Origin of the sequence: Aquicella siphonis (assembly GCF_902459485.1) — a bacterium.
Taxonomy (GTDB): Bacteria; Pseudomonadota; Gammaproteobacteria; order DSM-16500; family DSM-16500; genus Aquicella; species Aquicella siphonis.
This window is the reverse complement of record NZ_LR699119.1, coordinates 1,932,800-1,957,441: the sequence shown is the minus strand read 5'-3', so window position 1 is coordinate 1,957,441 and position 24,642 is coordinate 1,932,800. Positions and strand designations below refer to the sequence as shown.

Annotated in this window: 24 protein-coding genes and 3 tRNA genes; 16 read left to right on the top strand and 11 right to left on the bottom strand. The window is 50.1% G+C overall.

The genetic code is table 11. The features are described 5' to 3' along the window. Positions 1–51 precede the first annotated feature (51 nt). The 5 genes from AQULUS_RS09105 to AQULUS_RS09085 all read right to left on the bottom strand — a co-directional run bounded on the left by AQULUS_RS09105 (position 52) and on the right by AQULUS_RS09085 (position 5,635). A complete protein-coding gene (locus AQULUS_RS09105; RefSeq protein WP_172622805.1) occupies positions 52–957 on the bottom strand; it encodes a polyprenyl synthetase family protein in 906 nt (301 codons plus the stop codon). Continuing rightward, complete coding sequence (locus tag AQULUS_RS09100) at positions 938–1,216, bottom strand: exodeoxyribonuclease VII small subunit (RefSeq protein WP_148339846.1); 279 nt, start codon at positions 1,214–1,216, stop codon at positions 938–940. The genes AQULUS_RS09105 and AQULUS_RS09100 overlap by 20 nt, the downstream gene beginning before the upstream one ends. A gap of 136 nt (positions 1,217–1,352) precedes the next feature. Continuing rightward, a complete protein-coding gene (locus AQULUS_RS09095) occupies positions 1,353–2,816 on the bottom strand; it encodes an NADP-dependent isocitrate dehydrogenase (protein WP_148339845.1) in 1,464 nt (487 codons plus the stop codon). A 123-nt stretch (positions 2,817–2,939) separates the two neighbouring features. Next, the gene (locus AQULUS_RS09090; RefSeq protein WP_148339844.1) at positions 2,940–4,259 is read right to left on the bottom strand and encodes a U-box domain-containing protein; all 1,320 of its coding nucleotides are present in this window, start codon (positions 4,257–4,259) and stop codon (positions 2,940–2,942) included. Between the two features lie 32 nt (positions 4,260–4,291). Then, positions 4,292–5,635 (bottom strand): UDP-N-acetylmuramoyl-tripeptide--D-alanyl-D-alanine ligase, encoded by a 1,344-nt coding sequence (locus AQULUS_RS09085; RefSeq protein WP_172622804.1) that lies wholly within the window; start codon positions 5,633–5,635, stop codon positions 4,292–4,294. Between the two features lie 253 nt (positions 5,636–5,888). Between AQULUS_RS09085 and AQULUS_RS09080 the strand changes: the two genes are divergently transcribed. Both AQULUS_RS09080 and AQULUS_RS09075 read left to right on the top strand, forming a co-directional pair. Next, complete coding sequence (locus tag AQULUS_RS09080; protein ID WP_148339842.1) at positions 5,889–6,791, top strand: P1 family peptidase; 903 nt, start codon at positions 5,889–5,891, stop codon at positions 6,789–6,791. Then, positions 6,788–7,735 carry a histone deacetylase family protein gene (locus AQULUS_RS09075; RefSeq protein WP_148339841.1) on the top strand — a complete coding sequence of 316 codons (948 nt, stop codon included), beginning with the start codon at positions 6,788–6,790 and terminating at the stop codon, positions 7,733–7,735. The genes AQULUS_RS09080 and AQULUS_RS09075 overlap by 4 nt, the downstream gene beginning before the upstream one ends. Before the next feature lie 33 nt (positions 7,736–7,768). Here AQULUS_RS09075 and AQULUS_RS09070 read toward each other — a convergent pair whose 3' ends face one another. Then, the gene (locus AQULUS_RS09070) at positions 7,769–8,290 is read right to left on the bottom strand and encodes a hypothetical protein (protein ID WP_148339840.1); all 522 of its coding nucleotides are present in this window, start codon (positions 8,288–8,290) and stop codon (positions 7,769–7,771) included. 60 nt (positions 8,291–8,350) lie between these two features. After that, positions 8,351–8,425 (bottom strand) — tRNA-Val (locus AQULUS_RS09065). Between the two features lie 371 nt (positions 8,426–8,796). On the opposite strand from AQULUS_RS09065, the gene AQULUS_RS09060 reads away from it, so the two are divergent. The 10 genes from AQULUS_RS09060 to AQULUS_RS09015 all read left to right on the top strand — a co-directional run bounded on the left by AQULUS_RS09060 (position 8,797) and on the right by AQULUS_RS09015 (position 16,144). Beyond that, a complete protein-coding gene (locus AQULUS_RS09060; RefSeq protein ID WP_148339839.1) occupies positions 8,797–10,773 on the top strand; it encodes a TonB-dependent receptor in 1,977 nt (658 codons plus the stop codon). Further along, entirely contained in the window at positions 10,773–11,420 is a 648-nt protein-coding gene (locus AQULUS_RS09055) for a TonB family protein (protein WP_148339838.1), read from the top strand. The genes AQULUS_RS09060 and AQULUS_RS09055 overlap by 1 nt, the downstream gene beginning before the upstream one ends. Before the next feature lie 53 nt (positions 11,421–11,473). Then, positions 11,474–11,635: a hypothetical protein gene (locus tag AQULUS_RS09050; protein WP_172622803.1), complete on the top strand. Its 162-nt coding sequence runs from the start codon at positions 11,474–11,476 to the stop codon at positions 11,633–11,635. A 12-nt stretch (positions 11,636–11,647) separates the two neighbouring features. Beyond that, entirely contained in the window at positions 11,648–12,088 is a 441-nt protein-coding gene (locus AQULUS_RS09045) for a glycine-rich domain-containing protein (protein WP_148339837.1), read from the top strand. 139 nt (positions 12,089–12,227) lie between these two features. After that, the gene (gltX, locus tag AQULUS_RS09040) at positions 12,228–13,652 is read left to right on the top strand and encodes a glutamate--tRNA ligase (RefSeq protein WP_148339836.1); all 1,425 of its coding nucleotides are present in this window, start codon (positions 12,228–12,230) and stop codon (positions 13,650–13,652) included. 115 nt (positions 13,653–13,767) lie between these two features. Next, a tRNA-Ala gene (locus AQULUS_RS09035) sits at positions 13,768–13,840 on the top strand. Between the two features lie 15 nt (positions 13,841–13,855). After that, a tRNA-Glu gene (locus AQULUS_RS09030) sits at positions 13,856–13,931 on the top strand. Continuing rightward, positions 13,920–14,099 (top strand): hypothetical protein, encoded by a 180-nt coding sequence (locus AQULUS_RS09025; protein ID WP_148339835.1) that lies wholly within the window; start codon positions 13,920–13,922, stop codon positions 14,097–14,099. The genes AQULUS_RS09030 and AQULUS_RS09025 overlap by 12 nt, the downstream gene beginning before the upstream one ends. Before the next feature lie 171 nt (positions 14,100–14,270). Then, the gene (locus tag AQULUS_RS09020; RefSeq protein ID WP_148339834.1) at positions 14,271–14,750 is read left to right on the top strand and encodes a hypothetical protein; all 480 of its coding nucleotides are present in this window, start codon (positions 14,271–14,273) and stop codon (positions 14,748–14,750) included. A 107-nt stretch (positions 14,751–14,857) separates the two neighbouring features. Beyond that, a complete protein-coding gene (locus tag AQULUS_RS09015; protein WP_148339833.1) occupies positions 14,858–16,144 on the top strand; it encodes a hypothetical protein in 1,287 nt (428 codons plus the stop codon). Here the strand turns inward: AQULUS_RS09015 and AQULUS_RS09010 are convergent. Both AQULUS_RS09010 and AQULUS_RS09005 read right to left on the bottom strand, forming a co-directional pair. Further along, positions 16,130–17,203: a tetratricopeptide repeat protein gene (locus tag AQULUS_RS09010; protein ID WP_148339832.1), complete on the bottom strand. Its 1,074-nt coding sequence runs from the start codon at positions 17,201–17,203 to the stop codon at positions 16,130–16,132. The two genes, AQULUS_RS09015 and AQULUS_RS09010, sit on opposite strands and share 15 nt — an antisense overlap. A gap of 98 nt (positions 17,204–17,301) precedes the next feature. Continuing rightward, the gene (locus tag AQULUS_RS09005; RefSeq protein WP_148339831.1) at positions 17,302–18,873 is read right to left on the bottom strand and encodes a hypothetical protein; all 1,572 of its coding nucleotides are present in this window, start codon (positions 18,871–18,873) and stop codon (positions 17,302–17,304) included. Between the two features lie 258 nt (positions 18,874–19,131). Between AQULUS_RS09005 and AQULUS_RS09000 the strand changes: the two genes are divergently transcribed. The 3 genes from AQULUS_RS09000 to AQULUS_RS08990 all read left to right on the top strand — a co-directional run bounded on the left by AQULUS_RS09000 (position 19,132) and on the right by AQULUS_RS08990 (position 20,567). After that, positions 19,132–19,563: a hypothetical protein gene (locus AQULUS_RS09000; protein ID WP_148339830.1), complete on the top strand. Its 432-nt coding sequence runs from the start codon at positions 19,132–19,134 to the stop codon at positions 19,561–19,563. A gap of 207 nt (positions 19,564–19,770) precedes the next feature. Further along, on the top strand, positions 19,771–20,358 hold the full coding sequence (locus AQULUS_RS08995; protein WP_148339829.1) for a DUF2975 domain-containing protein: 588 nt from the start codon (positions 19,771–19,773) through the stop codon (positions 20,356–20,358). Positions 20,359–20,366: 8 nt separating this feature from the next. Beyond that, positions 20,367–20,567: a helix-turn-helix domain-containing protein gene (locus AQULUS_RS08990; protein WP_148339828.1), complete on the top strand. Its 201-nt coding sequence runs from the start codon at positions 20,367–20,369 to the stop codon at positions 20,565–20,567. Between the two features lie 63 nt (positions 20,568–20,630). Here the strand turns inward: AQULUS_RS08990 and AQULUS_RS08985 are convergent, their stop codons facing one another. Continuing rightward, positions 20,631–22,268, bottom strand: a complete 1,638-nt coding sequence (locus tag AQULUS_RS08985; protein WP_148339827.1) for a hypothetical protein — start codon at positions 22,266–22,268, stop codon at positions 20,631–20,633. Positions 22,269–22,380: 112 nt separating this feature from the next. On the opposite strand from AQULUS_RS08985, the gene AQULUS_RS08980 reads away from it, so the two are divergent. Next, entirely contained in the window at positions 22,381–23,244 is an 864-nt protein-coding gene (locus AQULUS_RS08980) for an MBL fold metallo-hydrolase (protein ID WP_197737312.1), read from the top strand. Positions 23,245–23,338: 94 nt separating this feature from the next. On the opposite strand, the gene AQULUS_RS08975 is transcribed toward AQULUS_RS08980, so the two are convergent. After that, the gene (locus AQULUS_RS08975) at positions 23,339–24,628 is read right to left on the bottom strand and encodes a phospholipase (protein ID WP_148339826.1); all 1,290 of its coding nucleotides are present in this window, start codon (positions 24,626–24,628) and stop codon (positions 23,339–23,341) included. Between the last annotated feature and the right edge of the window lie 14 nt (positions 24,629–24,642).

Sequence of the window (24,642 nt, the reverse complement as noted above, 5' to 3'; positions counted from 1 at the left end):
CGGCCGGATGCCGGCCGCAGCTAACCCATGCCATCAGAGCGGTGATTTGCGTTAACGGCTTCGTTCCAGCATGTGACTGGTCAAATCACGTAATAATTGCGCCTGCTGGCCCATATAGTTGATGGCTTCCAATGCCTGCTGGTACAAGGACTGGATTTTATCTCGTGCTTTGAGCCGTCCGACGAGTTTGGGATAAGTGATCTTGTGATGCTTGGCGTCCAGTCCCACAGATTTGCCTGTGATTTCAGAAGAGGATTCAATATCAAGAAGATCATCCTGGATCTGAAAAGCCAGACCTATGCAATGACCAAATTCCCGCAAGGCTTGCTGGTTGACTTCATCATCATCGCGAGAGGCAAGCCAGCCCAATTCAATGCAGGCGGCGAACAAGGCGCCGGTTTTCAGGCGGTAAATATCCAGAAGCAGATCTTCAGAGATAGTGTTGTCATTCATGACAGTGATGTCTAGCGCCTGACCTGCCGCCATGCCATAAGGGCCGCATGCGTGGGTGAGTATCTGGATCATTTGCAGCCTGCGGTCCGCTTTTAGCTGCGAGGGGTGGCTGGCGATAACCTGTATCGCCAGTGTATGCATTGCGTCGCCTGTCAGAATGGCAATCCCTTCTCCGTGGACCTTATGGCATGCAAGCTTGCCCCGACGCATGTCAGCGTCATCCATGCTCGGCAAGTCATCATGAATCAGGGAATACGTGTGGATAAGTTCAACTGAACCAGCCGGAGCATCCAGGTTTTCGAGAGGGGCGTTGAAAATCATGCCGGTCGCGTAAATCAGTAACGGTCTGATGTGTTTGCCGCCATTCAGCAAGGTGTATTCCATGGCCGTTTTGAGATCAAGTGAAGGGATCTCTTCCAGAAGAGGCGGATAGATCTGCTTCAGCCGGTCTGAGCAAAGCTGAAACAGTTCATCCAGGGTAGTATCAGTCGTTGTTTGCTTCATCGATTTCAGGCCCTTGTTGCTGGTCATTGTTATCGTAGGGTATTAATTCTTCTTGATTGTTATTCTGCATAAGAATCTGGACTTTTTGCTCGGCCTGGTCGAGTATTTTCTGGCAGTGTCTTACCAGGGTGATGCCGCGCTCAAAGCTATCGAGAGATTGTTCCAGCGTTTGTTCACTATGTTCCATTCTGTCGATAAGCTGGGTAATTTCAGATAATGAATCTTCCAGATTGGGAAGTTTGTTGGGCTTTTTAGTCACGAGCAATACTCCATTTTTCCAGGGAAAAGGTAACTGATATTGTCACGAGATACAACAGGGAAGATGGCGTAATGCCGCGATCACTGACTGGTTGTGCCTGCCTTGCGCGCGCAAGGCAGGCCGAGGGATGAGCAGATTATTGTCCTTGCGCCAGGGTATACCCCAGTTCGCCGTCGAAGGTATATAAATTTTCGGTCTTGATGGTATCAAGACCGATTTCATTCATCCGCGCCAGCAGATTGATAATGTCGGAGTGAGAAACGGCTTGCAGCTGCTTGATATCCCTGGAGGATTGAAAGCGGCAGCAGCAATGCCGCAAATAGGGTGTTTCTATACTGCTGTCGGGCCAGATTTTCAGGCCGCGGCTGGTGATGACAATCAGGCTCATCGGGCCGCCCAGGCCAGCTATTTTTCCGGATAATTCCTGCGCGGTTAAATCCTGGGGATTATCAAGAAACACATCAACGCCTACCAGTTCCTTGCGACTTTCCGCCTTGGGCTGGGCGCCATAGCACTCTATCTTGGCATAGGCTCCGGGCTTATAGTGAGCCGCCTTGAAATGCGAGGGAAGCTGGCCCAGCCTCGCGATGACCGCGTCAGCAAATTCCCGGGTCCCGACCTTCTTCTTGCTGTGCTCGGGCGAATAAATGTCGCCGGTGTGAATGCCGTCTTCCAGCGTCTTTAACCAGGCGTTTTCAATCAAGGTGGCGATTTCCGGCTGATTGATATGCACCAGCATCTGTATGGCCGCGTGCATCAATCCTGAGGGGTTTGCGATGTCTTTTCCGGCAATATCCGGAGCGGACCCATGAATGGCTTCGAACATCGCGACCTGATTGCCTATGTTTGCGGAACCGGCGAGTCCGACAGACCCGGCTACTTGCGCGGCGACATCGGAAATAATGTCGCCGTAGAGATTCAGTGTGACGATGACGTCAAAACGTTCCGGATTGCTTGCTATCAGCGCGGTGCCGATATCGACAATCAAATGCTCATTCTGGATGTCAGGATATTGCGCGGCAATTTCATTGAAAACGCGATGGAATAAACCATCGGTCATTTTCATGATATTGTCCTTGCTGAGGCAGGTGACTTTTTTGCGGTTGAATTTACGGGCATATTCAAACGCGTATTGAATGATGCGCTCACATCCCGGGCGGGTGACAATTTTCAGGCATTGATAGACTTCCTCCGTGCCGCGATGCTCTATGCCGGAATATAAATCTTCTTCATTTTCCCGCACGATGACCAGATCGATATTGGAAAAATTCGAAGACACAAAGGGTGCGTAAGATACGCAGGGTCGTACATTCGCGAATAATCCCAGCGTCTTGCGCATGGTTACGTTCAGGCTTTTATACCCGCCGCCCTGGGGTGTCGTAATGGGGCTTTTAAGCAGCACCTTGGTCCGCTTGATGGATTCCCATGCCTTGTCAGGAATGCCGGTTGTGTTGCCCGACAGATAAATTTTCTCTCCCACTTCTATGATTTCCGGCGCGACTTGTGCTTGCGCCGCATCCAGCAGTTTCATGGTGGCCTGCATGATTTCAGGGCCGATTCCGTCGCCATACGCCACGGTGATTGGGGTTTTGATTGCCATAAGTCAACACTCCTCGATGATACTCGATATTATAACGTATAATTCCCTGAAATTTATTATCCCTGGACGCTGCGATGATTATTGTTTCGGATCGTGTGATCACTCATCCCGGCAATCCCCGCGTTATTTCATCAGGTTTGATTCCAGGTGGTTCAGCGCAGGCTGGGCCGCGGTTTTGAGGCGGCCTTGTTTTAACACTTTCACTTCATAGGGGTAACGCCCGAAGAAAGTCTGAGGTGAGAGGGTGCCTGACAACGCATGAATCAGGTGAACGGACGAAATCATTTTATCCCATTTATTGTAGCCGAAACTCCAGCCGGCGAAATGACCTTCTCCGGCTCTTATGCCGAGGTAGTCGCGCAGCGGTTTGATCAGGTGGGCGTTTTCTTTCGCGAGCGGCAGTTTGGCTGCGGCATATTCATCCAGGAGTAAATCCAGCCGGGTCTGTTCATAAAGGCTGGTGAGAAAGCGGTTGGTATAAAGCGGTTTTTGCTGCAGCACGTGGCAGGGCGTGAAGAAATCATGTGCTGACAGATATGCTTCAAGATAAGCGCGCTCATAAGTCACGCCGTCTTCGGCGACGACAGGATCCTTGAGCCGCTCGCCTGACAAGGGGCAGCAAAGGGTTTGATAGACAAGCTCGGGATCCATGAATTTCCTGAGCGTGTTTTTCGCATCAAACAGGCATTGAACCAGCGAAGAATAGAGCTTGTTTTGTATTAAATCCGCATGGTTTAGCGGAGACCGGTTTAGCGGATCCGTCGGGCTGTCATGAAGCCACTGAGTGATGCTTTCATATTGATAAGTCGTGCCTTGAGGCGCGATCCATGGACTGGTGATGAATTCAAACGTGATGATATCCGCGAATAATTTGTCCTTGTTGCTGCTGATTGTCTCGGGCATGCGGACCAGGGAATCGGAAGATTGTTCCTGTGAATGTTCAGACGGAACCGGAATGAGTGTCTCTTTCAGATTCAATACATTGTTCAGCGTAATAGTATAATTGGGCAGATGGCTATACAGGTGAGGCCAGGTTTCGATCAGATGTGTCAGTATGGTGGACAGGTTGGCAGAATCGATATAGGCCTGGTTTTCTAATATCTGCTTGCGACGAGAGGCATTATGCTTTAACAAGACCAGTAGGAAAAGTTTCTGCGTGTTTGGCGGCGCATCAATATAAGAACCCTCGAAGGAATCAAACGCCAGGATTTCTTGTATCTGCTGGCGTATGAAATTGAAAGGATTCGGTTGCGTTGCCGCTATTCTCTGGACATGACGCAGCATGTGCACCAGGTTGTCGTGGTGCAGGCTATGCTGGTCCAGCAGAACTTCCCTGAGTTCGTCACTGCTGAGCCTGGCCAGGCTTTTCGCGAATTCTTCGCGGCCTTGGTAAGTGAACAAGTCGTTATAGGCAATAGTGTATATGTCGTTCCGGTTATCCATCCGGCGATCCTTGTTTGTCTGGCTTTATTGATTCAGGGCACCAACTCCGCGATCACTTTTTCCATGCGCATGGAACGTGATCCCTTCACCAGAATGGTGGTTGTGTTGTGTAAAAAAGGCTTCAGTGCATTCACCAGCTTTTCTTTTTCATTAAAATGATAAGCGCCTTCGCCAAATGCCTGGGCGGTGTTCGCGCTTAATTCTCCGTAGGTGAATAGATAATCAATACCGGCTTTTCGTATGGATTCTCCCGCTTCCTGATGCAGCATTTTTGCTTCGGAACCCAGTTCTTTCATGTCGCCCAGCACCAGAATTTTCTTGCCGTTGAATGTCGACAAAATATTTACCGCTGCCTGCAGGGAAAAGGGATTGGCATTGTAGGTGTCGTCAATGATTTTTACTCCGTTCGCCAGCGTATGCAGCTGTAATCTTCCTGGCGCGGGCTGAATGCGTTCCAGGCCTGCCTTGATCGAGCCCAGGCCGATGCCGGCAGCCAGGGTCGCGGCGGCAGCGGCCAGCGCGTTTTGCACGTTATGCCTGCCTAGCAAAGGCAGGGTCACTTCCACGCTGCCTTTGGGAGTCTGGATGGTAATGTCTTGCGTTTGTTCTGCCTGATGGATGACTGCGGTAACATGCGCGTCGGGATGAAAACCAAAGCTGATGTAGGGGCGGCCATCAATCAGATTGTGCCAGAACGGGAAAAATGCATCGTCCCGATTCAGTACGGCGATACCGTTTTGAGGCAGTCCGGAAAAAATCTCCGCTTTCGCGCGCGCCACCCCGGCAACGTCGCCTAATCCTTCAAGGTGGGAAGCGGCGGCATTGGTGATGACAGCCACTTGCGGCCGGGTCATGTTGGTCAAGTATTCGATTTCACCAAAATGATTCATACCCATTTCGATGGCGGCATAGCGATGCTCGCTATCAAGACGCGCAAGCGTCATTGGCAGGCCCCAGTGATTGTTCAGAGTGCCTTGCGTGGCGAGGACTTGTTTTTCATTTCCCTGGCAGGCGGCGACCATGATGAGTGCGATCATGTTTTTTAAAGTGGTTTTGCCGTTGCTTCCTGTGACGGCGATGATGGTCGTGTCAAACTGGTTTCGCCAGGCTGTGCCCAGCTTGCCCAGGGCGGCCGTGGTGTCATTCACGATTAACTGGGGCAGGGGCGAATCAACTTGTCTGCTGACCACCGCGGCGGCGGCTCCTTTTTTATAGGCTTCTTCAAGATAATCATGTCCGTCAACCCGTTCTCCCTGGATGGCGACGAATAAATTTCCAGGCTGCAAGGTGCGGGAGTCGATGCTCATACCATGAAATTCCGTCGCGGCGGGCGCGGCGTCAAGCCCGAGAATTCTGGCCGTTTGAGCTAGCGTCATGTGTATCATGTGTCTCTTCCGTTTGAAGTAATGTAATGAGCGGTATCATAGCATTTTTGAGGAAAATGACATATGGCTCCAGCCCGCGCGGAAGCGCGGCGCTGACAGAAACAGGCATAGACTGTTCCACCGTCAGCTGGTAAAGGGATATACTAAACGTTTAGGCAGGCGGTTGCTCAACCGACGCAAGCCTGCATTCACGGGCAGGCTTTGGTGATGAGGGTTCAATCAGGCGCAGGATGCTGGAGAGGCTATGGACGGTTATAAAACAGGTCATTACACCAATCAGAAGGCAGGAACCGGCGTATCGGTTTTCTTGTTTGAAAACGGAGCGACTGGATCTTACTGGATCTGCGGCTCGGCCCCTGCCACGCATGAACTGGCGGTTCTCGATCCCGATAACAGTGTGCCGCATCTTTATGGTCTGGTCCTGGCTGGCGGGAGTGCCTACGGATTGCATGCAGCACTGGGTGTCATGACTTATCTGGGGGAACGCCGCATCGGACATCCGACTCCGCATGGCGTGGTGCCGATTGTGCCTGCCGCAGCCATTTACGACCTGAGTTATCAGCTTGCAGTTGCGCCTACCGCTGAAGAGGCTTACCAGGCGTGCCTCGCGGCGGAGTCCGGCAGGATGCAGTCAGGAAGGATAGGCGCGGGGACTGGCGCAACGGTAGGCAAGCTTGTGCCGCAAACACTCAGCATGAGCGGAGGTTTGGGTACAGCGGAAGTCCGGCTGCCTGACGGTGTGATCGCAAGGGCTTATGCCGTCGTCAATGCTGTCGGCGATGTGCGGGATTCAGCACGCGGGATTATCGCTGGTGCGCGTTATTCCGACGGCAGTTTTGCAAATTGTGAGCGGTATCTATTGTCTGGCCAGGCAGAAATTGATTTGTTCAGGCATGCCAACACCACTCTCGTCGTCGTCATCACCAATGCCAGATTCCATAAAAGCGAATTAAAACGGATTGCCAAAATGGCGGCGGCAGGGATTTCCCGTGCCATTACTCCGGTTTTTACCCAGTTTGACGGCGACATTCTGTTTTGCATTTCTGCAGGAGATAAGCAGATATCTGAACTGACCATGGGGACCATGGCGGCGGAAGCGGTCAATCTCGCGATCATGGATGCAGTAAAAGGCTCGGAGGTCATATGACAATTGCCTTGGTCAGTCATCCTGACTGCATTCTGCATGAGGCAGGCGAGCAGCATCCCGAGCAGCCCGCGCGCGTTCAAGTGATACAGGGGGCGTTGGAGCATTATCCCTTCTCGGTTCCTGTCAGGTTTTACGAGGCGCCTCGCGCAACGCCGGAGCAACTCATGATCGCGCATGGGCAAAATTATGTTAACTGGATTTTATCAATTGCGCCTAAAAGCGGATTTATTCAGATTGACGCCGATACCTGGATGAATCCCTACACGTTAAACGCCGCCTTGCGCGCGGCGGGCGCGGTTCCTTTTGCAGTGGATCTGGTCATGCGCGGGGAGGCTGAGGCGGCGTTTTGCAATGTGCGTCCCCCAGGCCATCACGCCGAGCGAGAACAGGCAATGGGGTTTTGTCTTTTTAATAATGTCGCAATTGGCGTCAAACACGCGCTCACGACATATGGTCTGGAGCGTGTCGCCATTATTGATTTTGATGTGCATCACGGGAACGGTACCCAGGATATTTTTCAGAATGATAAAAATGTCATGTACTGTTCCAGCTTTGAGCACCCATTTTATCCGGGTTATGAACCCGAGATGGATAATGAACACATACTTTCCGTGCCGCTTGCTCCGGGTACGCGGGGGGAAGAATTTCGTGAAAAAGTCCAGGCTGCTTGGTTTGATAAAATCGCCGCGTTTCAGCCGCAATTCATTTTTTTCTCCGCGGGTTTTGACGCGCATGCGGAAGATCCACTGGCGGACCTGGAGTTGACCCGCGAGGATTACGTCTGGGTAACAAGGCAGATTGCCAAGATCGCCAAAGTGCATTGTGACGGGAGGATCGTGTCTGCGCTGGAAGGCGGGTATAATCTTGACGCCCTGGCGCAGTGTGTGCCGGCTCACGTCAATGCCCTGGTATTCAAGCCTGAAGAATCAAAAAGCCATGCGTAATGCCGCTACAGTGCCGGGAGCGGATCCTGGCGGTTATTTTTCATCTGTATAGGGACCGTATTTCAGGCATTGGAGCAGGTAATACATTCTACCCATGAACATTCCGAAGATCAGTCCTACCGCTCCCGAGATGAGGGAGTGGTATTTGCCTTGTTTGATCACTTCCATGTCCAATGTATAGGTATAGCCAAAATAATAATATTTTGCGGCCACCATCAAGAGGATGACCGCAAACAGTATCCATGATCCAGGCATGCGAATAAGGGATTTGTTTTTGACCGCCTTGATTCCACTGAACCGGAAATGCAGCCAGCCGATTAATATCCCGGCGACGGCTGCGCCCGAGAGAATTCCGATTTGGCGGGCGTTGATTTCAACCATGGTTGCCCAGCCGGCAAATAGAAAACTGATCATCAGCCCGTTGTTGATCATGATGGGTCTGACGGCGGCGAACCGCGGCTTGGTGGACCGGTAAGCAATGTAAAAAATGCCGAAGATCAGCAGGTAGATCCACCAGGGTGTTTCAGCAACGGCTTCCCAAAAAGCGTATGGCATTTCTGACCTGCTCCTAATCATTGGGCAACGATGCGGCGCCGCCGCAAGGGCGTGGTGATATGGTGGGCGATAGTGGTTTCGAACCACTGACCCCTACCGTGTGAAGGTAGTGCTCTCCCGCTGAGCTAATCGCCCGACACCTTAAATATAGAGCCGCAATTTTATGGCGATGGGATGCAAACGTCAATTTGTTTGGTGAAAACCGGCACAACTGCGCCGTCCAGAGAACAACAGCCGTCCCGCCATGATCTTTTGCCGGCGTATTTGCGGCATCTTCTTGTATTCATTCGCTTATTATTTTCAGCGAAGGAACCGGTCAGTGGTTGCCGCGCGTTTTGACTGGAAGCCCGGGTTAATTGGCTATACAATTCGCGAGTCAAAAATAATAATGCCATATAGATGCGAGGACAATGCGCAACATCCCGCCTGCAAGGACAGAATCAAGCTGCAATCTGTTACAGTGCCGGTGAACCATCAAAGCGGATGCCAGGCATTTACATACCGAGATGTCATTGACTGTCATGTTTTCATTTATAGCGGCGCGCGGCTCATTTCTCTGGAAGCGCGCAGCGGCTTTGATCCTGGTCTCTGGTCTGGCTGGCTCAGCCGCGGCGGCAGAAAAGCCGGCTGTCATTCCTGAAGTCAATTTGCATTCCGGGCAGTCGCTGCGCTCCAGGCAGGATGCCCAGGTACAGACCACGCATATTTCCCGGGAACAAATAAAAACGAGCCCGGTACTTGATCTCTCAGAACTGCTCGCTCAGACACAAAGCATTGTGCGCTTGACGAATAATTCCATGGATAACAGCCAGACAGCGCTCAGCATCCGTGGCTTTGGCGATAACGCCGCGGCAAACTCGCTGATACTGGTTGATGGATTTCCGCTGACCAATGTCAGTCTGCTGGCGCCGAATTTTAACTCTATCGCGCTCGCGGATATCGAACGCATTGATATCATACAAGGTAGTCAGGGAACGCTTTGGGGCGATCAGGCGGTGGGCGGCGTCGTGAATATCGTGACCCGCCACCCGGAGAAATTTCTCGCTGATGCTTACGCCGGATTGGGAAATTTTAATACGATATTTTACAGCGCGCTCGCTGGAAACAAGTTTGCGAACGGCCTCTTTTTCAAGGCATTCGGGTTTTCCGGCAAGTCGGATAATTACCGTGATCATAATCGGCAAAAAAATGAATCGCTTTACGCGCAGGCAGGTATGGATTACGCGCGCGGCACCACGCGCTTGGGACTGCAGTCCACGGACAATACAGTCCTTTTTCCCGGGGGATTGACACAGGCGCAGTTTGATGCGAACGCGCGGCAGGCTGTTAACTTCAGTAATTTCAGTCATTACAAGACACAAGTCTTGCAACTGCTGAACAAACAGGAATTTGGCGCAGACTGGATTCTGGAAACACGGCTATCTCATCAGGTGCTGACAGGTGACGGTGTGATTGGTTCTGCGTTTAATCGCAAGGAGTGGGAAACAAGACTCAGTCCGCGTTTGATAGGTTCGCTCTGGAATAATAAAATCACGCTTGGATACGATGGAGAAAAAAGCCGTTACCAGTTCATGAATGCCATGATTGAGGAGCGGGCTGATGCGCAGCAAAATAATCTTTATGCGCAAATGGTCATACCAGTCATTGAAACGGTCGATGTGACAGTGGGAGCGCGCGATGCATGGCAATACAATTCCGCTGAGCGTGTTATTGGGCAGCCGGTCAATTCCACCAACCGGGTGTTTGTCACTGAACAGGGAATATCCTGGCGTCCTTCTTCCGAATGGCAGTTCTTTGTGAGAAGAGACGGCAATTTTCGCTTTCCCAAAGCCAACGAAGAAACGTGGATGCCTGCGGGTGTGTCTGTGTTGCAGCCGCAAACCGGTGTGTCCTATGAGGCGGGACTGGTTCGGACAACCGAGCGTCAGAAGACCCAGTTGAATTTGTATCAGCTGCAGTTACACGATGAAATTGCTTTTGATCCCACGGAAACGCCTGATGAGCCGTTCGGGACATTCAGTAATTTTACCTCAACCCGCAGGCGCGGCATTACCCTCACCGAATATTACCGGCTGACGCCCAGGCTCGCGCTGGATGCGCAATTCAATTATGTGGATGCAAGACTGGCTTCAGGCCCCGATTCAGGTCATCATATTCCGGCTGTTCCGGCGATCACTGCCAATGCGGGACTGGGTTATGATTTCTTGGAGAATTGGCGCGCGAAAGTTTCCACGCTTTATACGGGCAGCCGGTTTGCGTCGCTGGATCTGGGCAATACCGGGAAAAAGCAGTCTGGTTACTGGCTGGATACAGTGTCTCTGCAATATCTGCGCAAATCCTATGAGATCAGCTTTGAGGTGGCCAACCTCTTTGACACGCGGTATCCGGCATATGCACTCTATAACGCCCCCGCACAATCCTATTTGTATTATCCTGGATCGGGTAGAAGTTTCCTGGTGACCTTCAAGGCAAATATTGAGTAATGAAGACATTAAAGAACAGCAAATCATTTCATTACACCGCGTCCATTGTGACACACGCATTGGTGTTTTTCCTGATGGTGGCCGTTTTTGATGCGGCAAAAGAAATGCCGCTGCTGGGTAATACGGCGGTCAATACCGTGAATTCCTATGTGATGAATGAGCGTGATGTTCAAGCTGTTTCCAGGAATCCGTCACAGGCCGCTCGCGATGTGAGGCCTCCCGTCTTGAAAGAGAGGGAAACTGTCACGGCAGAAAAGCCGGCCGAACGCGCGCTGGTCATCCGGCAAAAAAAAACCGAGCCTGTGGAGGCTGCGCATCAGTCTGAAATCAGGCCGTCTGCTTCAGGGATCAGTCAGGGTGCGCGGACAGAAGCCTTGTTGGCCATGCTGCACGCGGCGATCCAGAAACAACAGCGCTATCCCGTGAGCGCGGTGCAGATGGAGCGTGAAGGCCGGGCCACGGTTAAGTTCACCTTGTTCACCGATGGTTCCATCAGCAGCCTGAGAATTGTCAATTCTTCCGGTACGGACAGTCTGGACGGCGCCGCGCTCGCGGCAGTGCGGGATGCCGCGCCTTTTGCACAAGTAAAACAATATCTGGATTCCGCGCGCGAATTCAGCATCGATGTGGTGTTTGAATTAGCTTGAAATCACCCCGGCTGTGGAGTAGATTCCAGACAAAATTGCAGGAGTATTTTATCATGACAAATTTAATGACCACCCAAGACCATACTGATTTGCTGAATGAAATTTTCATGTCGCCGTCCCGGGAAGTGAAGGCGGAACGTTTTTCTCCTGAAAATCAAGCATCTGCTGCGGATTGCAGCGGTAAATGCAACGGATTTTGTCACGGCCGGATGTAATCCCTAGTTCTTATGGCACTGGCCGTCTTTCATTCCGAAGCGGATTTGCAGCGATACGGCAGCGTTAGTCTTGAAGAGGCGCGCTGCTATATCGATGCGCTTGATTTGACGTATATCGCTGAATCAATGTGCGCGCCGCATTATCCGTTGCCGCGCTGGACTCATGCCGATGCGGTGCAATGCTGCCAGCTCTACAAGAATTTTTTGTTCCTGCTGAAAAAATATTTGCCTATGCCCTTGGTTCCCACGCGCGAAATTGATGAATTCTGGCATAATCATATTCTTTATACCCGTAACTATTTTCATGATTGCGAAAAAATATTCGGGCATTATCTGCACCACGAGCCTGCATCTCCGACCGATGATGGCCAGGCTTTAATCAGTAATTTTCTTGAAACAAAAAAGCTGTACCTGGAAGAATTCGGGCAACCGCTGGTATTAACACGTACGTAATTGAGAGAGACCGCTGAACACGAAACACCAGCTTCCGCGGAGCGCGGTTCGAACCGCAAATTTTCCCCGCCGCGCGATTCGATTTCATCCGGGACACTGCTACAATACCCCGTTTTGACTGCTGATTAAGGTATATGCCATGACTATTGTACGCACTCGGTTCGCGCCCAGCCCTACAGGGTATCTGCACATTGGCGGTGCGAGAACGGCTTTATATTGCTGGCTATATGCCCGCAAGACTCGGGGAACCTTTATCTTGCGCATTGAAGACACGGATCTTGAGCGTTCCACACCGGAATCGGTGCAAGCTATATTGGATGGAATGGATTGGCTGAACCTGAATTATGATGAAGGCCCGTTCTATCAAACCCGGCGCTTTGACCGCTATAGAGAAGTGATCGCGCAAATGCTTGAAAGCGGTACGGCTTATCGCTGTTATTGTTCCAAGGAACGGCTGGAGTTGCTGCGTGAAGAACAAATGGCCCGCAAGGAAAAGCCGCGCTATGATGGTTTATGCAGAAACCGCGGTATCGCAGGCGAAGGCTCTTATGTCGTGCGTTTCAAGAATCCCCTGGAAGGGGTGGTTGAGTTTGATGACCAGGTGCGCGGCCGGCTGGCGTTTTCCAATGCGGAACTGGATGACTTGATTATTGCTCGCAGCGACGGCACGCCGACTTATAATTTTACTGTGGTGGTCGATGACTGGGACATGAATATCACCCATGTGATTCGCGGCGATGACCACATCAACAATACCCCCCGGCAGATCAACATCTTGCGCGCTCTGGGCGCGACACCGCCGCTTTACGCGCATGTTCCCATGATTCTGGGAGGAGACGGCAAGCGCTTGTCCAAGCGTCATGGAGCGGTCAGTGTGCTGCAATACCGTGAAGAGGGTTTTTTACCCGAGGCCTTGCTGAATTATCTGGCCAGACTGGGCTGGTCGCACGGCGACCAGGAAATTTTTTCTATGAGTGAGTTGATTGAGTATTTCGATATCAAGGATATTAACCGCGCCCCCGCGGCATTCAACCAGGACAAGCTGGTATGGCTTAACCAGCATTACATGAAGACAGGCGACCCGGAACATGTCGCGAAAGAATTTGCCTGGCATATGGAAAAACTGGGCATCGATACCCGAAATGGGCCGGAGTTGACTGAAGTGATCAAGGCACAGGCGGAACGAACCAAAACCCTGCGTGAAATGGCTGAACGCAGCCGGTATTTTTATGAGCCGGTACAGGTGAGTGATGAGATGAAATCTCATTTCACGCCAGAATTGATTCCGGCTTTGATGATGCTCAGGGAAAGACTGGCACAACTGGATGTCTGGACCAGGGAATCTGTACATGAAGTGTTGGCCAGTACGGCGGAAATTCATGGGCTCAAGCTGGGTAAACTGGCTCAGCCCGTCCGCATAGCCGTGACAGGCGGCACGGTATCGCCGCCTATCGACATCACCATGGTGCTGATAGGACAGAAACGTGTGCTGGAAAGGCTGGAAATCCTGCGTAGCCAGGCGAATATGCCTGATGGTGTGGAAGGTGAAGGAAATGCCTTGTAAGGCCATAAAAATAAGGCAAAATGCCGCTGGGTCGGTAAATTTGGCATTTGATAGCTTTCTTGTGTTGACAAACGACTCCCTGCTTCATAGAATCGCGTCTCTCTCAGAGGTTAACGGGGCTATAGCTCAGCTGGGAGAGCGCTTGCATGGCATGCAAGAGGTCGCCGGTTCGATCCCGGCTAGCTCCAAAATGACGTCTCAACGTCCCCATCGTCTAGAGGCCTAGGACATCGCCCTTTCACGGCGGTAACCGGGGTTCGAATCCCCGTGGGGACGCCAAACAATACCAATAAAAAAGCCCTGCTTGCAGGGCTTTTTTATTGGTATTGTTTGTTGTCTCTGGTGGATGAGAGCTGCTGTCGGGTTCGAAAAATCGGCAGGATTGCCGATTTTGCACGCACGATTATTGTGCGCCAGGAGGGCGAGCGCCAGGGATGGTGCGAGTGAATCCCCGTAGGGTGCATGGTAGAAAAAAGCCCTGCTTGCAGGGCTTTTTTATTGGTATTGTTTGTTGTCTCTGGTGGATGAGAGCTGCTGTCGGGTAATATTTCAGCTTGAATTGATCAAAAATTATAATTAATATCGCGTTCAGGTCAAATACAAAACGAGATAATAATCATGTATACCAAACTATTGGCTTTATTTTTTCCTTTTTTACTGGTTAGCTGCGCTTCGGTGAATGGCTATCAAGAGCCTCGAACGGGCACCCGGTCTTTAGCAACGGTCAGCGGTTCTTCTACACGAAGCGGTCTCTTCGAATGGAGCAACAATATTGTCAGCTCAATTGACAATAAGCCCGTAGGCATGGTTTGGTCTGAAAATTCCAAAATCAATGTTGTGCCTGGACCGCACCTGTTTGTGATTTCATCCACATTTAACAGAGGTTTTGGAACAGGGCCTTACGACAGTCTCACTGAAGTACGCGCAAACCTGCAACCTAACGCGAGCTACCGTTTTGTCAGCAGTCCTCAAGGCGCGGTATTGCATGTGTGGGCTGTGGATAGCAAAGGCAAGCGGATATCAGAGATTGGCGCCAGCCAGTACCACTATGCTCCGCCCGCACCGGCGCCTATTGTTTATTATGCTCCGCGCCGCTAAATGCGCGTTATCCGGCCGGGCAAATGGAAATTTGCCTGGATGGTGTCATCAATCTGTCATGTAACACACACATACTATCGGATAATGAAAAACGATAAGTGGTGTGCATGTGGCCGATATTAAAATCAATTAAAACATTTTTTAAATCACGTTTGAATTCCTGGCAGAAAGCGCTGACTGTCCTGGGTTGCATGACTGGTGCGGTGCTTTCAATAGGGTTGATTGCCGGCGGGATTGCAGCCATTCCTTTTACCGGAGGCGCGTCTCTGATGCCGGCCTGGCTGGGCATGATTTTTTTTATCGTTCTGGTTACCGGCAGTTTCGGATCAGCGGGAAAATATATAGGGATGTCTATCGATACGCTGATCAGTAACGAAAAACCCACAAATGAAAAAATCGCGACGGTTGCCGGCTGTCTTGTCGGGTTGATTGTGTCTGTTCTCGCCATACCTTTGCATTCCTTTGGGGTGGGATTTATAGCAGAACATGCCGCCGTGGCCGCATGGGAAGTCATCTTGCCGTTTATTCCATTGACAATTGGCGCCTTTGGTTCCGCTTGTTCTTACATAGGCCGGTCAATCGATGCGCTTACAAATAATAAAACCATTTTTGATTTATTCAGAAAATATAGCCGCGCTGCGCAAAAACAGCGGGAACAAATGCCGCTCATGTCGTCTTCAGGACAGGCGGTCCGCGCATCTCTTTCAGTGAAATGCGATGACGCGCCAGGATTCCGCAATCCGGCTGGAATGGAACAATCTCCCGCGAATCTGGCTGTTCCCGCGGAAGGAATGAAGCGGTGCCGTTCTGCACCCTGTCTTTCACTGTTCAATCCTCAGTGGTCTCGGCGGTCCACGGAGTCTATGCAGTCGAGATTTACGCAATGCGACGAGGGAATCAAAAAATATTTGGACATGTCAAAAGTAACGGATTCACATTTGGGATTTTTCGCGCGCCATTTTGACAGGGACAGAGGGAAAGCGCGGGCGCAAGCCTATTTGTCCCTGTTGAATAACGCCAAAACCGCTTTTGAACAAGGTGTCATCGCTTATGCTCTACTCGCGGCCCATGACGGGAAGACATTAAAAAATATTGTCTGTGCTCAAATGGGATTTCATTCGCTCCGGGAGGCAAGAAACAAACTGGGTTGGTATATAAGGCAAAGCTTGGCGTCGCGCGCCGAGTTGCGTTTACTGGAAAATGAAGTCATCTCCCGGATTGTAAAATACACCAATGATAAAAAATCCTATGCTAGCGGATGTTATGACGATGCCCTGGAAATTCTGGAAACTCTGGCGAGAAGCGCGGCTTGCGCCAGTAATCGTATGCAGTTTACCCAATCCGGCAATGATATGCCGGATTTGAAAGCGGAAATCCGGTCAATAGCCGTTTGAGTTTTCGGAACGTAATTGTTGTTCCTGTCTGATGAATAAATCGGATAGCTGTCTCATTCGCTCCGCATTCAGATTATACCCCTCAGGCAGGTTGGCAGTCTTGCACCAGTCTGAAATGATGTTAAACGCCGCTTGAAGCGAACTGGCATGGTCCAGTTTTTTTACGTAAACCAGTATGCGTTCGAGAAGAGCTTCACTGGCAAAAATCGAATCGGTCTTGTTATAGCATAACGCCAATCCCAGATTAGTAGACATTTCCGCTAATGTGTCGTTTAGATGGTGATAAATGCCGGCGGCTTTTTTTAAAAACACTATTGCCTGATCCAGACTGTTCAGATGTAATTTGCATTTTCCCAGATGATGCAAGGCATCGGCTAAAAGAGATTGAGTGTCCGCGCTCCAGGCAGTATTGGAAATCAGACGAGTCAGGTGGTGCGCGGCGCTAGCATATTCTCCTGTTTGCATGAGCACGATGCCGTATTTGATGTCGGTCGCAAGACTGGGGGCAAGCTCCATGGCCAGTTTGAGATAGTATAATTTTTTGGGAGCATTGCTCGCGCCGTATTCAGCCAGCAGAAGATAAATGTTTCCTAGGGTCAATTTCAGATTATCGTCGGGAACGGGAGGCAAAATTTGCTGGAATAAGGTTTCCAGGTCTGCGAGATCAGTCGCGGCTTCATCGGTCTTGTTCAATGCCATGCGGCACTGAGTGAGATCATATGCGCTGTTGATTAACAGGATTCGCAGATTTGTCAGATCAGGATGGAGTTCCTGTTTGCAGAGATGGTAATACAACCGATAAGCGTTCAAAAGATAGGGACAGGCTTTGCGCGGTTCATCCAGCTCCATCAGGCTGCACCCCAGAAAATAAGCGGCTTGAGCCAGGGTTTCAGGGCATTCTTCACGGTAATGAGAGAAAAACTGATAGACAGGAAGCAAAATCCTGGCTGCCTTCTCAAACTTTTTGCTGGCGTTGTACTGTATGCCTTTTTGAAGATTTTTCAATGCAGTATGAGAATCGGTTAGCGATGGTTCATTGAGAAAGGATTGACCGTGCATGATGTTTGCTCGTGTTATTTATAATCAGGTTATTATCAGTATGCATCGATTATAAATAATCATGGCCTTTTAATAAAGGCCATGATTTACCGCTTTCCTTAATTGGTTACCTTGATGCTGGTTCTTCTGGCGACAGGCGGAGTTAACTGCGTGTCACGATAGCCGGACGTTGATGGCATGCTGACCGGGGGAGCAAACAGGGAAACTGTCGGCAGCAGAGAAGTGCCGGTTGAAAAGCTGTTTCTCAGGGGCGATGTAATGATACGCCTTCTTTCCATCAGCTCGTCGCCGTCTCTTTGTGCGGTCTTGAACACGGTTAACACTTGTTCTTTGTTCGCCTGACAATCATTACAACAAGGTTTTCTTCTGACAAGCAAATCATTTTTTAATACGTCCTTGTCGCGATAATTGGCGCGCGGATGCACGACGGATGCGTCATCCGTGTCATGTTGATCGCCGTATAAACCTCTGGACCTGAACGGATAAAAGTCATAATTGGCCACGCCGGTAACAGAGATATTAGTCCCGTATTCCGCATATAACTTGGTCAGTGCGGAAGCATAATACTTTTCAGAACAATTCTTCATTATGGATTTTTCGTTTCTTGCTGCTACGGCAATATTTCCTATCATACGGCTGAAATTGCGCGTGTCGCTGTATACCAGTGAAAATTCAATGCCATCACGGTTTTTACCGGACTGATTATAATCTTCTATGAATTCTTGCATACGCCGGCGGAGATTGTTGGAAGCATTATGGAAACCGGAAATGGTGACGAAGCAATGCTGTTTCCCATTTATGTCGGCCATGACAAAAGAGATGCAGCCTGGATGTAATGGTTTGCTGCGGTCGGTTTTGTCATATTTTTCCTGATGAAATTCCCTGGTGGCAAGACGGTTTTCCGCGCTGCTCCAGAATGTTTCCAGAAAAGCATTGGCATTCCTGATGCTTGCTCCTGATTCATCAAAGTAATATTTTTCATTTGATGAGACGCGGCCTAACGTTCTGAAGTCTTCTTCCTGAAAGCGACGGTCGGCCGAGTGATCAAGAAGGCGGGCATAATTATCCCTGTATGGGCCGACAAAAAGCTGGGCAGGGTTGGTTTGGGCCCTGACAGTATTGCGAGCCGCGCTGCGAACGGGCAATACCAGTTGAGTAGCCTGCCGCTCGGATGCGCGATAACGTTCGCCGCCGGATGTTTTATCTGCTTCATCGTGGCTGCCATTGTTTCGAGCGCTATCATATCCTGTTTCTGTCCGGCGTCGCTTGGTATCAGTCTGTTTTGATGCTGAGGAAGCAGCGCGGTGACCATGTCGATCTGATCTGCTTGTTGAATAATCATGATCGGATAATACGGGTTGATCTTCATTCTCGTGACTATCGTGCAATTTCTTGCGTTTTTTACTGACAACCTCTTTGCCCTTCTTTTTTTCGGATTCGCGGCGGCTTTCACCGTCATGCATGAAGGAATCATGGCTGGAATGACGATTCTCCTTCTCGGAGTATGTTTCTTTTTCGTGGCCAGGCGACAGGCTGTATTCCGGGCGCTTTCCGTCACTGTAATCACTCTGCTTGCGCTTTCTTGAGTGCGAATCACTGTGGGAAGAATGCGATCTGGATTTCTCCGAACCTGAATAACGGGAGCCTTTCTCTCTTGGACGACTATACATGGGGTAACCACCTCGTTTTATGTGATAATATTTTCAATTATTATTCTGAAACATTAAAAATGGTCACATTATAAACGGTTATTATTAGCAAATGCTTAAAAAGAAGAGATAGGGACTGCTTTTGCCCAGCTTCCACTTTTATATTCTAAGTTATTAATTAAAATTGTCTTTTCTTCTTTTTCGCCTTAATATACTGCCAATATTAATAGTAATGATTATCATTAGCATTTGAATTCAAACTAATACTAAGGAGTATTTATGCGAAAGCAATTAACTGCCAGTTTGACTGCCATCTGTCTGTGTGCCAGCGCATGGGCGGCAACAGCGCCGCATACCTGGCATACAGTGACTTCGGATGAGGGAGTCTGGGATGCGCGTCTGCAAATGATTAATCAGGACGGCGGATTTGAAGCCCGAGACGGATCGGCATTGTCCGCATTCACAATCAGCCCTGGCAAACCGCAAGAATACGGGTTCAGTTTTGCGAAAAACGCGGACTTTGATGTTGCATATACCTTAACGTTGACGCAGCGCTCCTCTGACCGAATGCATTTCTCATCCAAAGCGTGTGTTTATGTGGTGACGGCGTCAGGGCCTGCCAGGCCGGACATTCGTGCTTCCAGTTTTAACGGAGCGATATGCGAGTGGAAGACTGTGCCAGGCGTAGGCGAAGACTTTATAGTCTCATGACATTAACACGAAGCACGCAGGCTTGACTGAATGAAGCTTTATCTTCTGAAAAAAGAAGCGGGAGAAGAGATGCATGGCAGTAGTTAATTTATAATAATTAATTATTGAAAAACGATAATTTAATAGGTATATTCCTTGCCTGTCGACAAATGGTCCGGGACACTTGCGCGCAGTGTCCCGCCAAACAGATTATTCAGGAGAAGAGGAATGAACAAAATCCAGCGTGTGAGTTTATTTTTTAGAATCGTTTTTCAGATTATCTTTGCTGTGATGCCCGTACTGCTAGTCATAGGATGGGTTTATGCGCCTGAGCCCATGCGCTTGCTTATGGGCTTTATCAAGGTGAACGTGATCCCCGAGCCGTATGCAACGACGCATGTTTTTGCCAAGACCGGTGTTCCTGAAAGCGCAATCCTGCATACGTTAAGCCAGACAGAAAAATGGCTGGGATTGGCGGTCAGCATGGTGCCCATGATGATTGAATTGTTTGTGTTGTACTCGCTTATCCAACTGTTTCGGTTATATGAAAGTGGAAGCATTTTTTCGCTGCGGCATGTGCGGTATCTGCGCAGCATCGCCTACGCCCTGCTGGCGGGACAAATTCTGGAGCCGTTTTATCAATTTGCGATGGGCATAGTCCTGACCTTGCAAAACCCGCCGGGCCATCGATTTGCCGCTATCACGCTGGATCAGACGAATATAGGCATTCTGCTGGTTTCCCTGTTGATGATACTCGTTTCCTGGATCATGGCGGAAGGCTATCATTTGCGTGAAGAGCAACAGTTAACCGTATAGGTGAGGCCATGGCGATTATTGTAAACCTGGATGTGATGCTGGCGAAGCGCAAAGTGCGTTCAAAAGAACTGGCTGAAGCGATAGGCATCACGGAACAAAACTTGTCAATATTGAAGACTGGCAAGGCAAAAGCCGTACGCCTGGCAACACTGGATGCGATTTGCGAATATCTGTCTTGTCAGCCGGGCGACATTCTGGAATATAAATAAGATGATTTTGCTGCAAAGTTTATCCGCATGACCGACGAAGAAAGAGTATTTATTCAATCAGGATTACATGATGGTCATAGGTGCTCTCTGGCGGTCTTTGGCCTGTCCGTGCTCCTCCCGCAAGGGCCCGCCGTTTTCCTTGCCGTATGAAGAAAACCAGCAGCACCATCTTCTGAAGCAGGAGGATGGTGCTTGCGGAGGCGCCTGAATGTTGTGCTGCGGTACCGCCTCATCGGGAGAGGGAAGGATTTCATTCTGGCCGTGCGCATTTTCTATATCATCCGGCACATTGAATGGATGTAATCCCAGTTGTCTGTTTCTGTCGGGATGATTTTGATTGATAAAATCGATAAATTCTCGCTCAGTCATTTTTTTGAGCCGGCTGATTTCTTTTTCCAGGGCGAAAAAAAATTGTTCTTTCTGATCACGCGTCAAGGCGCTGAAAAGCAAGCGGTATAAATGGAACAGGCTGGCAAAGTGGTAAATATCCATGCCTGTTATCGCGCCATAGAGCAAGCCCTCGCGCGCTCCATCAAGCCGGGTGGTGTTGGTTGATTCCGGGTCCTTGAATTCATTCATGAAGATCACCGCGATGACCGCGTAAGAAAGAGCTGACGCAGCAAGACTGAGACCGCCGATCAGCAAGGTGGTCTTGGGACGCAATTGGAACGCGACAGAATTGACAGGTTTTCCGCGAAAAATATCCATCAATGAATCAAAAATGGAATGAATGCCGTCAATCGTCAGTTTCATGTTGGCATAGGTTTGTGAAAGACTTAAAAGCGCACTGGCGGCGATCTGCAAAGGCAGACCGGGAAGAAATTTTTTTAAGGTGCTGAAGGTGTTCGAGATAAACGCAGAGCTGAAATTCGCGGCCAGCAGAAAACCTGATAACGTACCCGCATGATGAACTCCGCTGGCCAGCCAGGAATGGTTTTGCGCGGGCGCTGCGGACTGGAATAAAAATAATAAAGGATCTTGTACATCGCGCGGATCAAGCGCGCGCATTTGAGAGACAATATAGTGCCATTGAATATCCAGCTGTTTGAGAAAGACGGCGTGTTGCCTGCGATAATGCGCAATCATGGCCCATTGTTGCCGTTCCGCTTCGCCGATCGGGCAGCAGCGGTCCACGATGCGGTGATGCAGACTGGATGACAGCACACCTGCTTTCGACATCCAATATGGAATTTCAGTCTGGATCAGGTTGATCGCGCCGTAAAATGACGCGGGCACCGAACCGCCTACGGTCAATAGGGTTTGCCAGAGTGCCGGGCTGGTATTGAGAGAGGCAAGCAGCAAAGGAATGCTTTGCGTGCCTGCGACCAGTATGACAATCGCGCTTTTACCCAGTTTGGCGCACGGCGTGGGCTGTTGTTTGATATAGTTTATTGTCGCCTGGGCGCTTTGCGCTCCCATGAACATGGCGCCTGCGGAGAAATCCAGGCCGCCGGAGGTAAAAATAATAACGGCGGTATTTTCTGAAGTCAGATCGGCCAGCCATTTTCCGCATTGTGGTGTGACGGAACACGTTTGCGCTGGTCCGTAATATAAAATACCCGCGCCCAAGCCGATGGTGCCAAGAGTTATCTGAGAAGCGAGGATTAACCAATTGGATTTTTCATTAATGATTTCTGGCTGCCGGGGCGGAAGCAGAGGAATGGCTTCATCCTGAGCAGGTTGGGCGTCGCGACCGTTCAAGAGGTTGGGCTCCTTCAAAAGGGACAGTTCAACTCCGTTTGCAATCGCGAGTATCATAGGATTGTTACCTTAAGATATTATTAATTAAAATCCAAATTGGAGAGTCACAAACGTGCCGGGAAATATTCGATTATTGACAATTCAGGGAAACACTCAAAAACTGGATGGCGGAGCGATGTTCGGCCATGTGCCTAAAGCGCTCTGGAGCCAATGGCTACAGCCCGACGAGAAAAACCGCATTCATCTCGCGTGCCGCGCGCTGCTGGTGCAGGATGCCGGCCGGAATATTTTGCTGGAAACGGGGATTGGCGCGTTCTTTGATCCGGCGCTTAAAGAGCGTTATGGCGTCGTTGAATCCCGGCATGTGCTTTTGGAATCTTTATCTGCCGCCGGTCTCGCCATGGATGACATTGATGCCGTTATTATTTCTCATTTGCACTTCGATCATGCGGGAGGGCTGCTTTCGGCATGGGAGCCGGGCCGTGACCCCGCGCTATTGTTTCCCAAAGCCCGGTATCTGATTGGCAAGACGGCATGGGAAAGAGCATGTCAGCCGCATGTGCGCGATCGGGCGTCATTCATTCCGCAATTGCAAACGCTGCTGGCTGCTTCCGGCCGGCTGGATCTGATAGACACGGAAAAAAGCGGGTGGCTGGGAGAGAACTATTCATTCCGGTATTCTCACGGCCATACTCCCGGTTTAATGCATACCGTGATCCGGACTGAACAATATGGCCTGGTTATTTTTGCCTCTGATCTGATTCCCGGAACGCCCTGGGTGCACTTGCCCGTGGGAATGGGATATGATCGCCTGGCTGAATTATTGATAGATGAAAAGCAAGCCATGCTTGATTATGCTCTCAAGCATCAAGCGTATCTTTATTATACGCATGACCCTGTCGTTGCCATGTCGCATGTCAGTCAGGATGCGAAAGGAAAATATAGCAGTGTGAGCGAGCTGACTTTCCTAAGCTGAAAGCATCCGGCATTGCCGTCTGTTTTCAAGAAAAACGCCGTCCCTGAAGGAGACGGCGTCTTGTGTTTTGCCTTGACGGTGTTCGCCCGGAAGATCAGTGTTTTCTGATGTAATCGATAAATACTTTATTGGTGATCAAGCCGTCATTCAAAGCCTGCTTGCGCAGTTCCGATTTTGCCAATATCGCTTGCATATCGTCAGTCAGGCCGCGCTCACGTTGCAATTCAAGCAATGTGCTCCATCCCCACCAGTTGTTTGTCCAGTGACGGTCATAAAAGTTGGACATGGTTTCTCTGCGCATCAGGGATTTTGTATACGGGTCCCAGTAAAAAAGCGCAGAAATATCCAGGTTAGCCGCGTTTGCGGTTTCATCCGGCAGCGGAATGAGATCATCCACCCGGCTGTCGGTCGGTATGGAACCCGTTTGATAGGCGGAAAACACCTCATCTGCCGAAGCCTGCAGGGTTTCATGAATGATTCTGCGGTGTTCCGCGGATTGCGGGCTGAAGTAGGACTTATCTCCATAAGCTATCCAGCGGTCGCCCCGGCCATTATGCACGTGCAGGCCATAGGCATTTTCCTCTCCATGCATATAGTTACTCAAAAGCGAACCGATTGTTCCGGTTGTGACTTGCTCGGACAATTCCAGGCGGGGAGTGCGGATGTGCCCTGCCGCGAAACGGTCGGAAAGAAAATGCGAGGCGAAGGCATTCATGGCGTAGGCGATTTCCAGTTTGGCCGGATCGCCAGTCTGATGAGCGGTAACCGCTTGTTCAAGCGCGATTTGATGCCCGATCTTATATGTGGAAACTGCCGCATCGCCAAAATGATCGTAATCGACGTTCGCGAGATTCAGATAGCGCCCTGGTTCCAGCCACCAGGTTGAAGGTGAACAGCCGCCTCCGGTGATGCAGTTGAAGCGCCGGTCATTCTCATGTCCGATTTTTTTAAAGATGTCTTCGGGTTTTTCTCCGTTTTTCATGCCGTCATCCACGGTTTTTATTTCATCATGAATCACCGCCAGGATGGCCAGGGTTTCATTGAGTGATGAGGGATTGTAAGAGAAGGAACTGAATGACGCGAGAAACAGCGCGCGCTGTTCGGCTTCTGATTGTCCTTGTGAGATGGGTTGATCGGGGATTTCATAAAAGTCACCCAGGGAAAGGATTTCTCCGTAAGTCAGGGCCAGGCCGTTTGGAAGATGCAGCGGCGAGGCGATTTTGCCCGGATCATCATCTGAAAAGTAGAGATTGATTCTGTCACCAAGGGTAACGTGCTCGCCGGAAGCAAAAGAAGTCCCGGTGGTGGAAGCATAGGTGAAAACAGGCTGGATCATGATCGCTGATAAACAGACGGGCAAAATGGATCGCCATGTTATTTTCATATTGATTTCCTTTT

Coding starts and splice junctions, on each gene's coding strand:
- AQULUS_RS09070 (WP_148339840.1), bottom strand. CDS start 8,290: ATGCCATACGCTTTTTGGGAAGCCGTTGCTGAAACACCCTGGTGGATC.
- AQULUS_RS09080 (WP_148339842.1), top strand. CDS start 5,889: ATGGACGGTTATAAAACAGGTCATTACACCAATCAGAAGGCAGGAACC.
- AQULUS_RS09015 (WP_148339833.1), top strand. CDS start 14,858: ATGTGGCCGATATTAAAATCAATTAAAACATTTTTTAAATCACGTTTG.
- AQULUS_RS09095 (WP_148339845.1), bottom strand. CDS start 2,816: ATGGCAATCAAAACCCCAATCACCGTGGCGTATGGCGACGGAATCGGC.
- AQULUS_RS09020 (WP_148339834.1), top strand. CDS start 14,271: ATGTATACCAAACTATTGGCTTTATTTTTTCCTTTTTTACTGGTTAGC.
- AQULUS_RS09105 (WP_172622805.1), bottom strand. CDS start 957: ATGAAGCAAACAACGACTGATACTACCCTGGATGAACTGTTTCAGCTT.
- AQULUS_RS08995 (WP_148339829.1), top strand. CDS start 19,771: ATGAACAAAATCCAGCGTGTGAGTTTATTTTTTAGAATCGTTTTTCAG.
- AQULUS_RS09085 (WP_172622804.1), bottom strand. CDS start 5,635: ATGACGCTAGCTCAAACGGCCAGAATTCTCGGGCTTGACGCCGCGCCC.
- AQULUS_RS09005 (WP_148339831.1), bottom strand. CDS start 18,873: ATGTATAGTCGTCCAAGAGAGAAAGGCTCCCGTTATTCAGGTTCGGAG.
- AQULUS_RS08990 (WP_148339828.1), top strand. CDS start 20,367: ATGGCGATTATTGTAAACCTGGATGTGATGCTGGCGAAGCGCAAAGTG.
- AQULUS_RS09055 (WP_148339838.1), top strand. CDS start 10,773: ATGAAGACATTAAAGAACAGCAAATCATTTCATTACACCGCGTCCATT.
- AQULUS_RS09010 (WP_148339832.1), bottom strand. CDS start 17,203: ATGCACGGTCAATCCTTTCTCAATGAACCATCGCTAACCGATTCTCAT.
- AQULUS_RS09075 (WP_148339841.1), top strand. CDS start 6,788: ATGACAATTGCCTTGGTCAGTCATCCTGACTGCATTCTGCATGAGGCA.
- AQULUS_RS09045 (WP_148339837.1), top strand. CDS start 11,648: ATGGCACTGGCCGTCTTTCATTCCGAAGCGGATTTGCAGCGATACGGC.
- AQULUS_RS09090 (WP_148339844.1), bottom strand. CDS start 4,259: ATGGATAACCGGAACGACATATACACTATTGCCTATAACGACTTGTTC.
- gltX (WP_148339836.1), top strand. CDS start 12,228: ATGACTATTGTACGCACTCGGTTCGCGCCCAGCCCTACAGGGTATCTG.
- AQULUS_RS08975 (WP_148339826.1), bottom strand. CDS start 24,628: ATGAAAATAACATGGCGATCCATTTTGCCCGTCTGTTTATCAGCGATC.
- AQULUS_RS09060 (WP_148339839.1), top strand. CDS start 8,797: ATGTCATTGACTGTCATGTTTTCATTTATAGCGGCGCGCGGCTCATTT.
- AQULUS_RS09050 (WP_172622803.1), top strand. CDS start 11,474: ATGACAAATTTAATGACCACCCAAGACCATACTGATTTGCTGAATGAA.
- AQULUS_RS09000 (WP_148339830.1), top strand. CDS start 19,132: ATGCGAAAGCAATTAACTGCCAGTTTGACTGCCATCTGTCTGTGTGCC.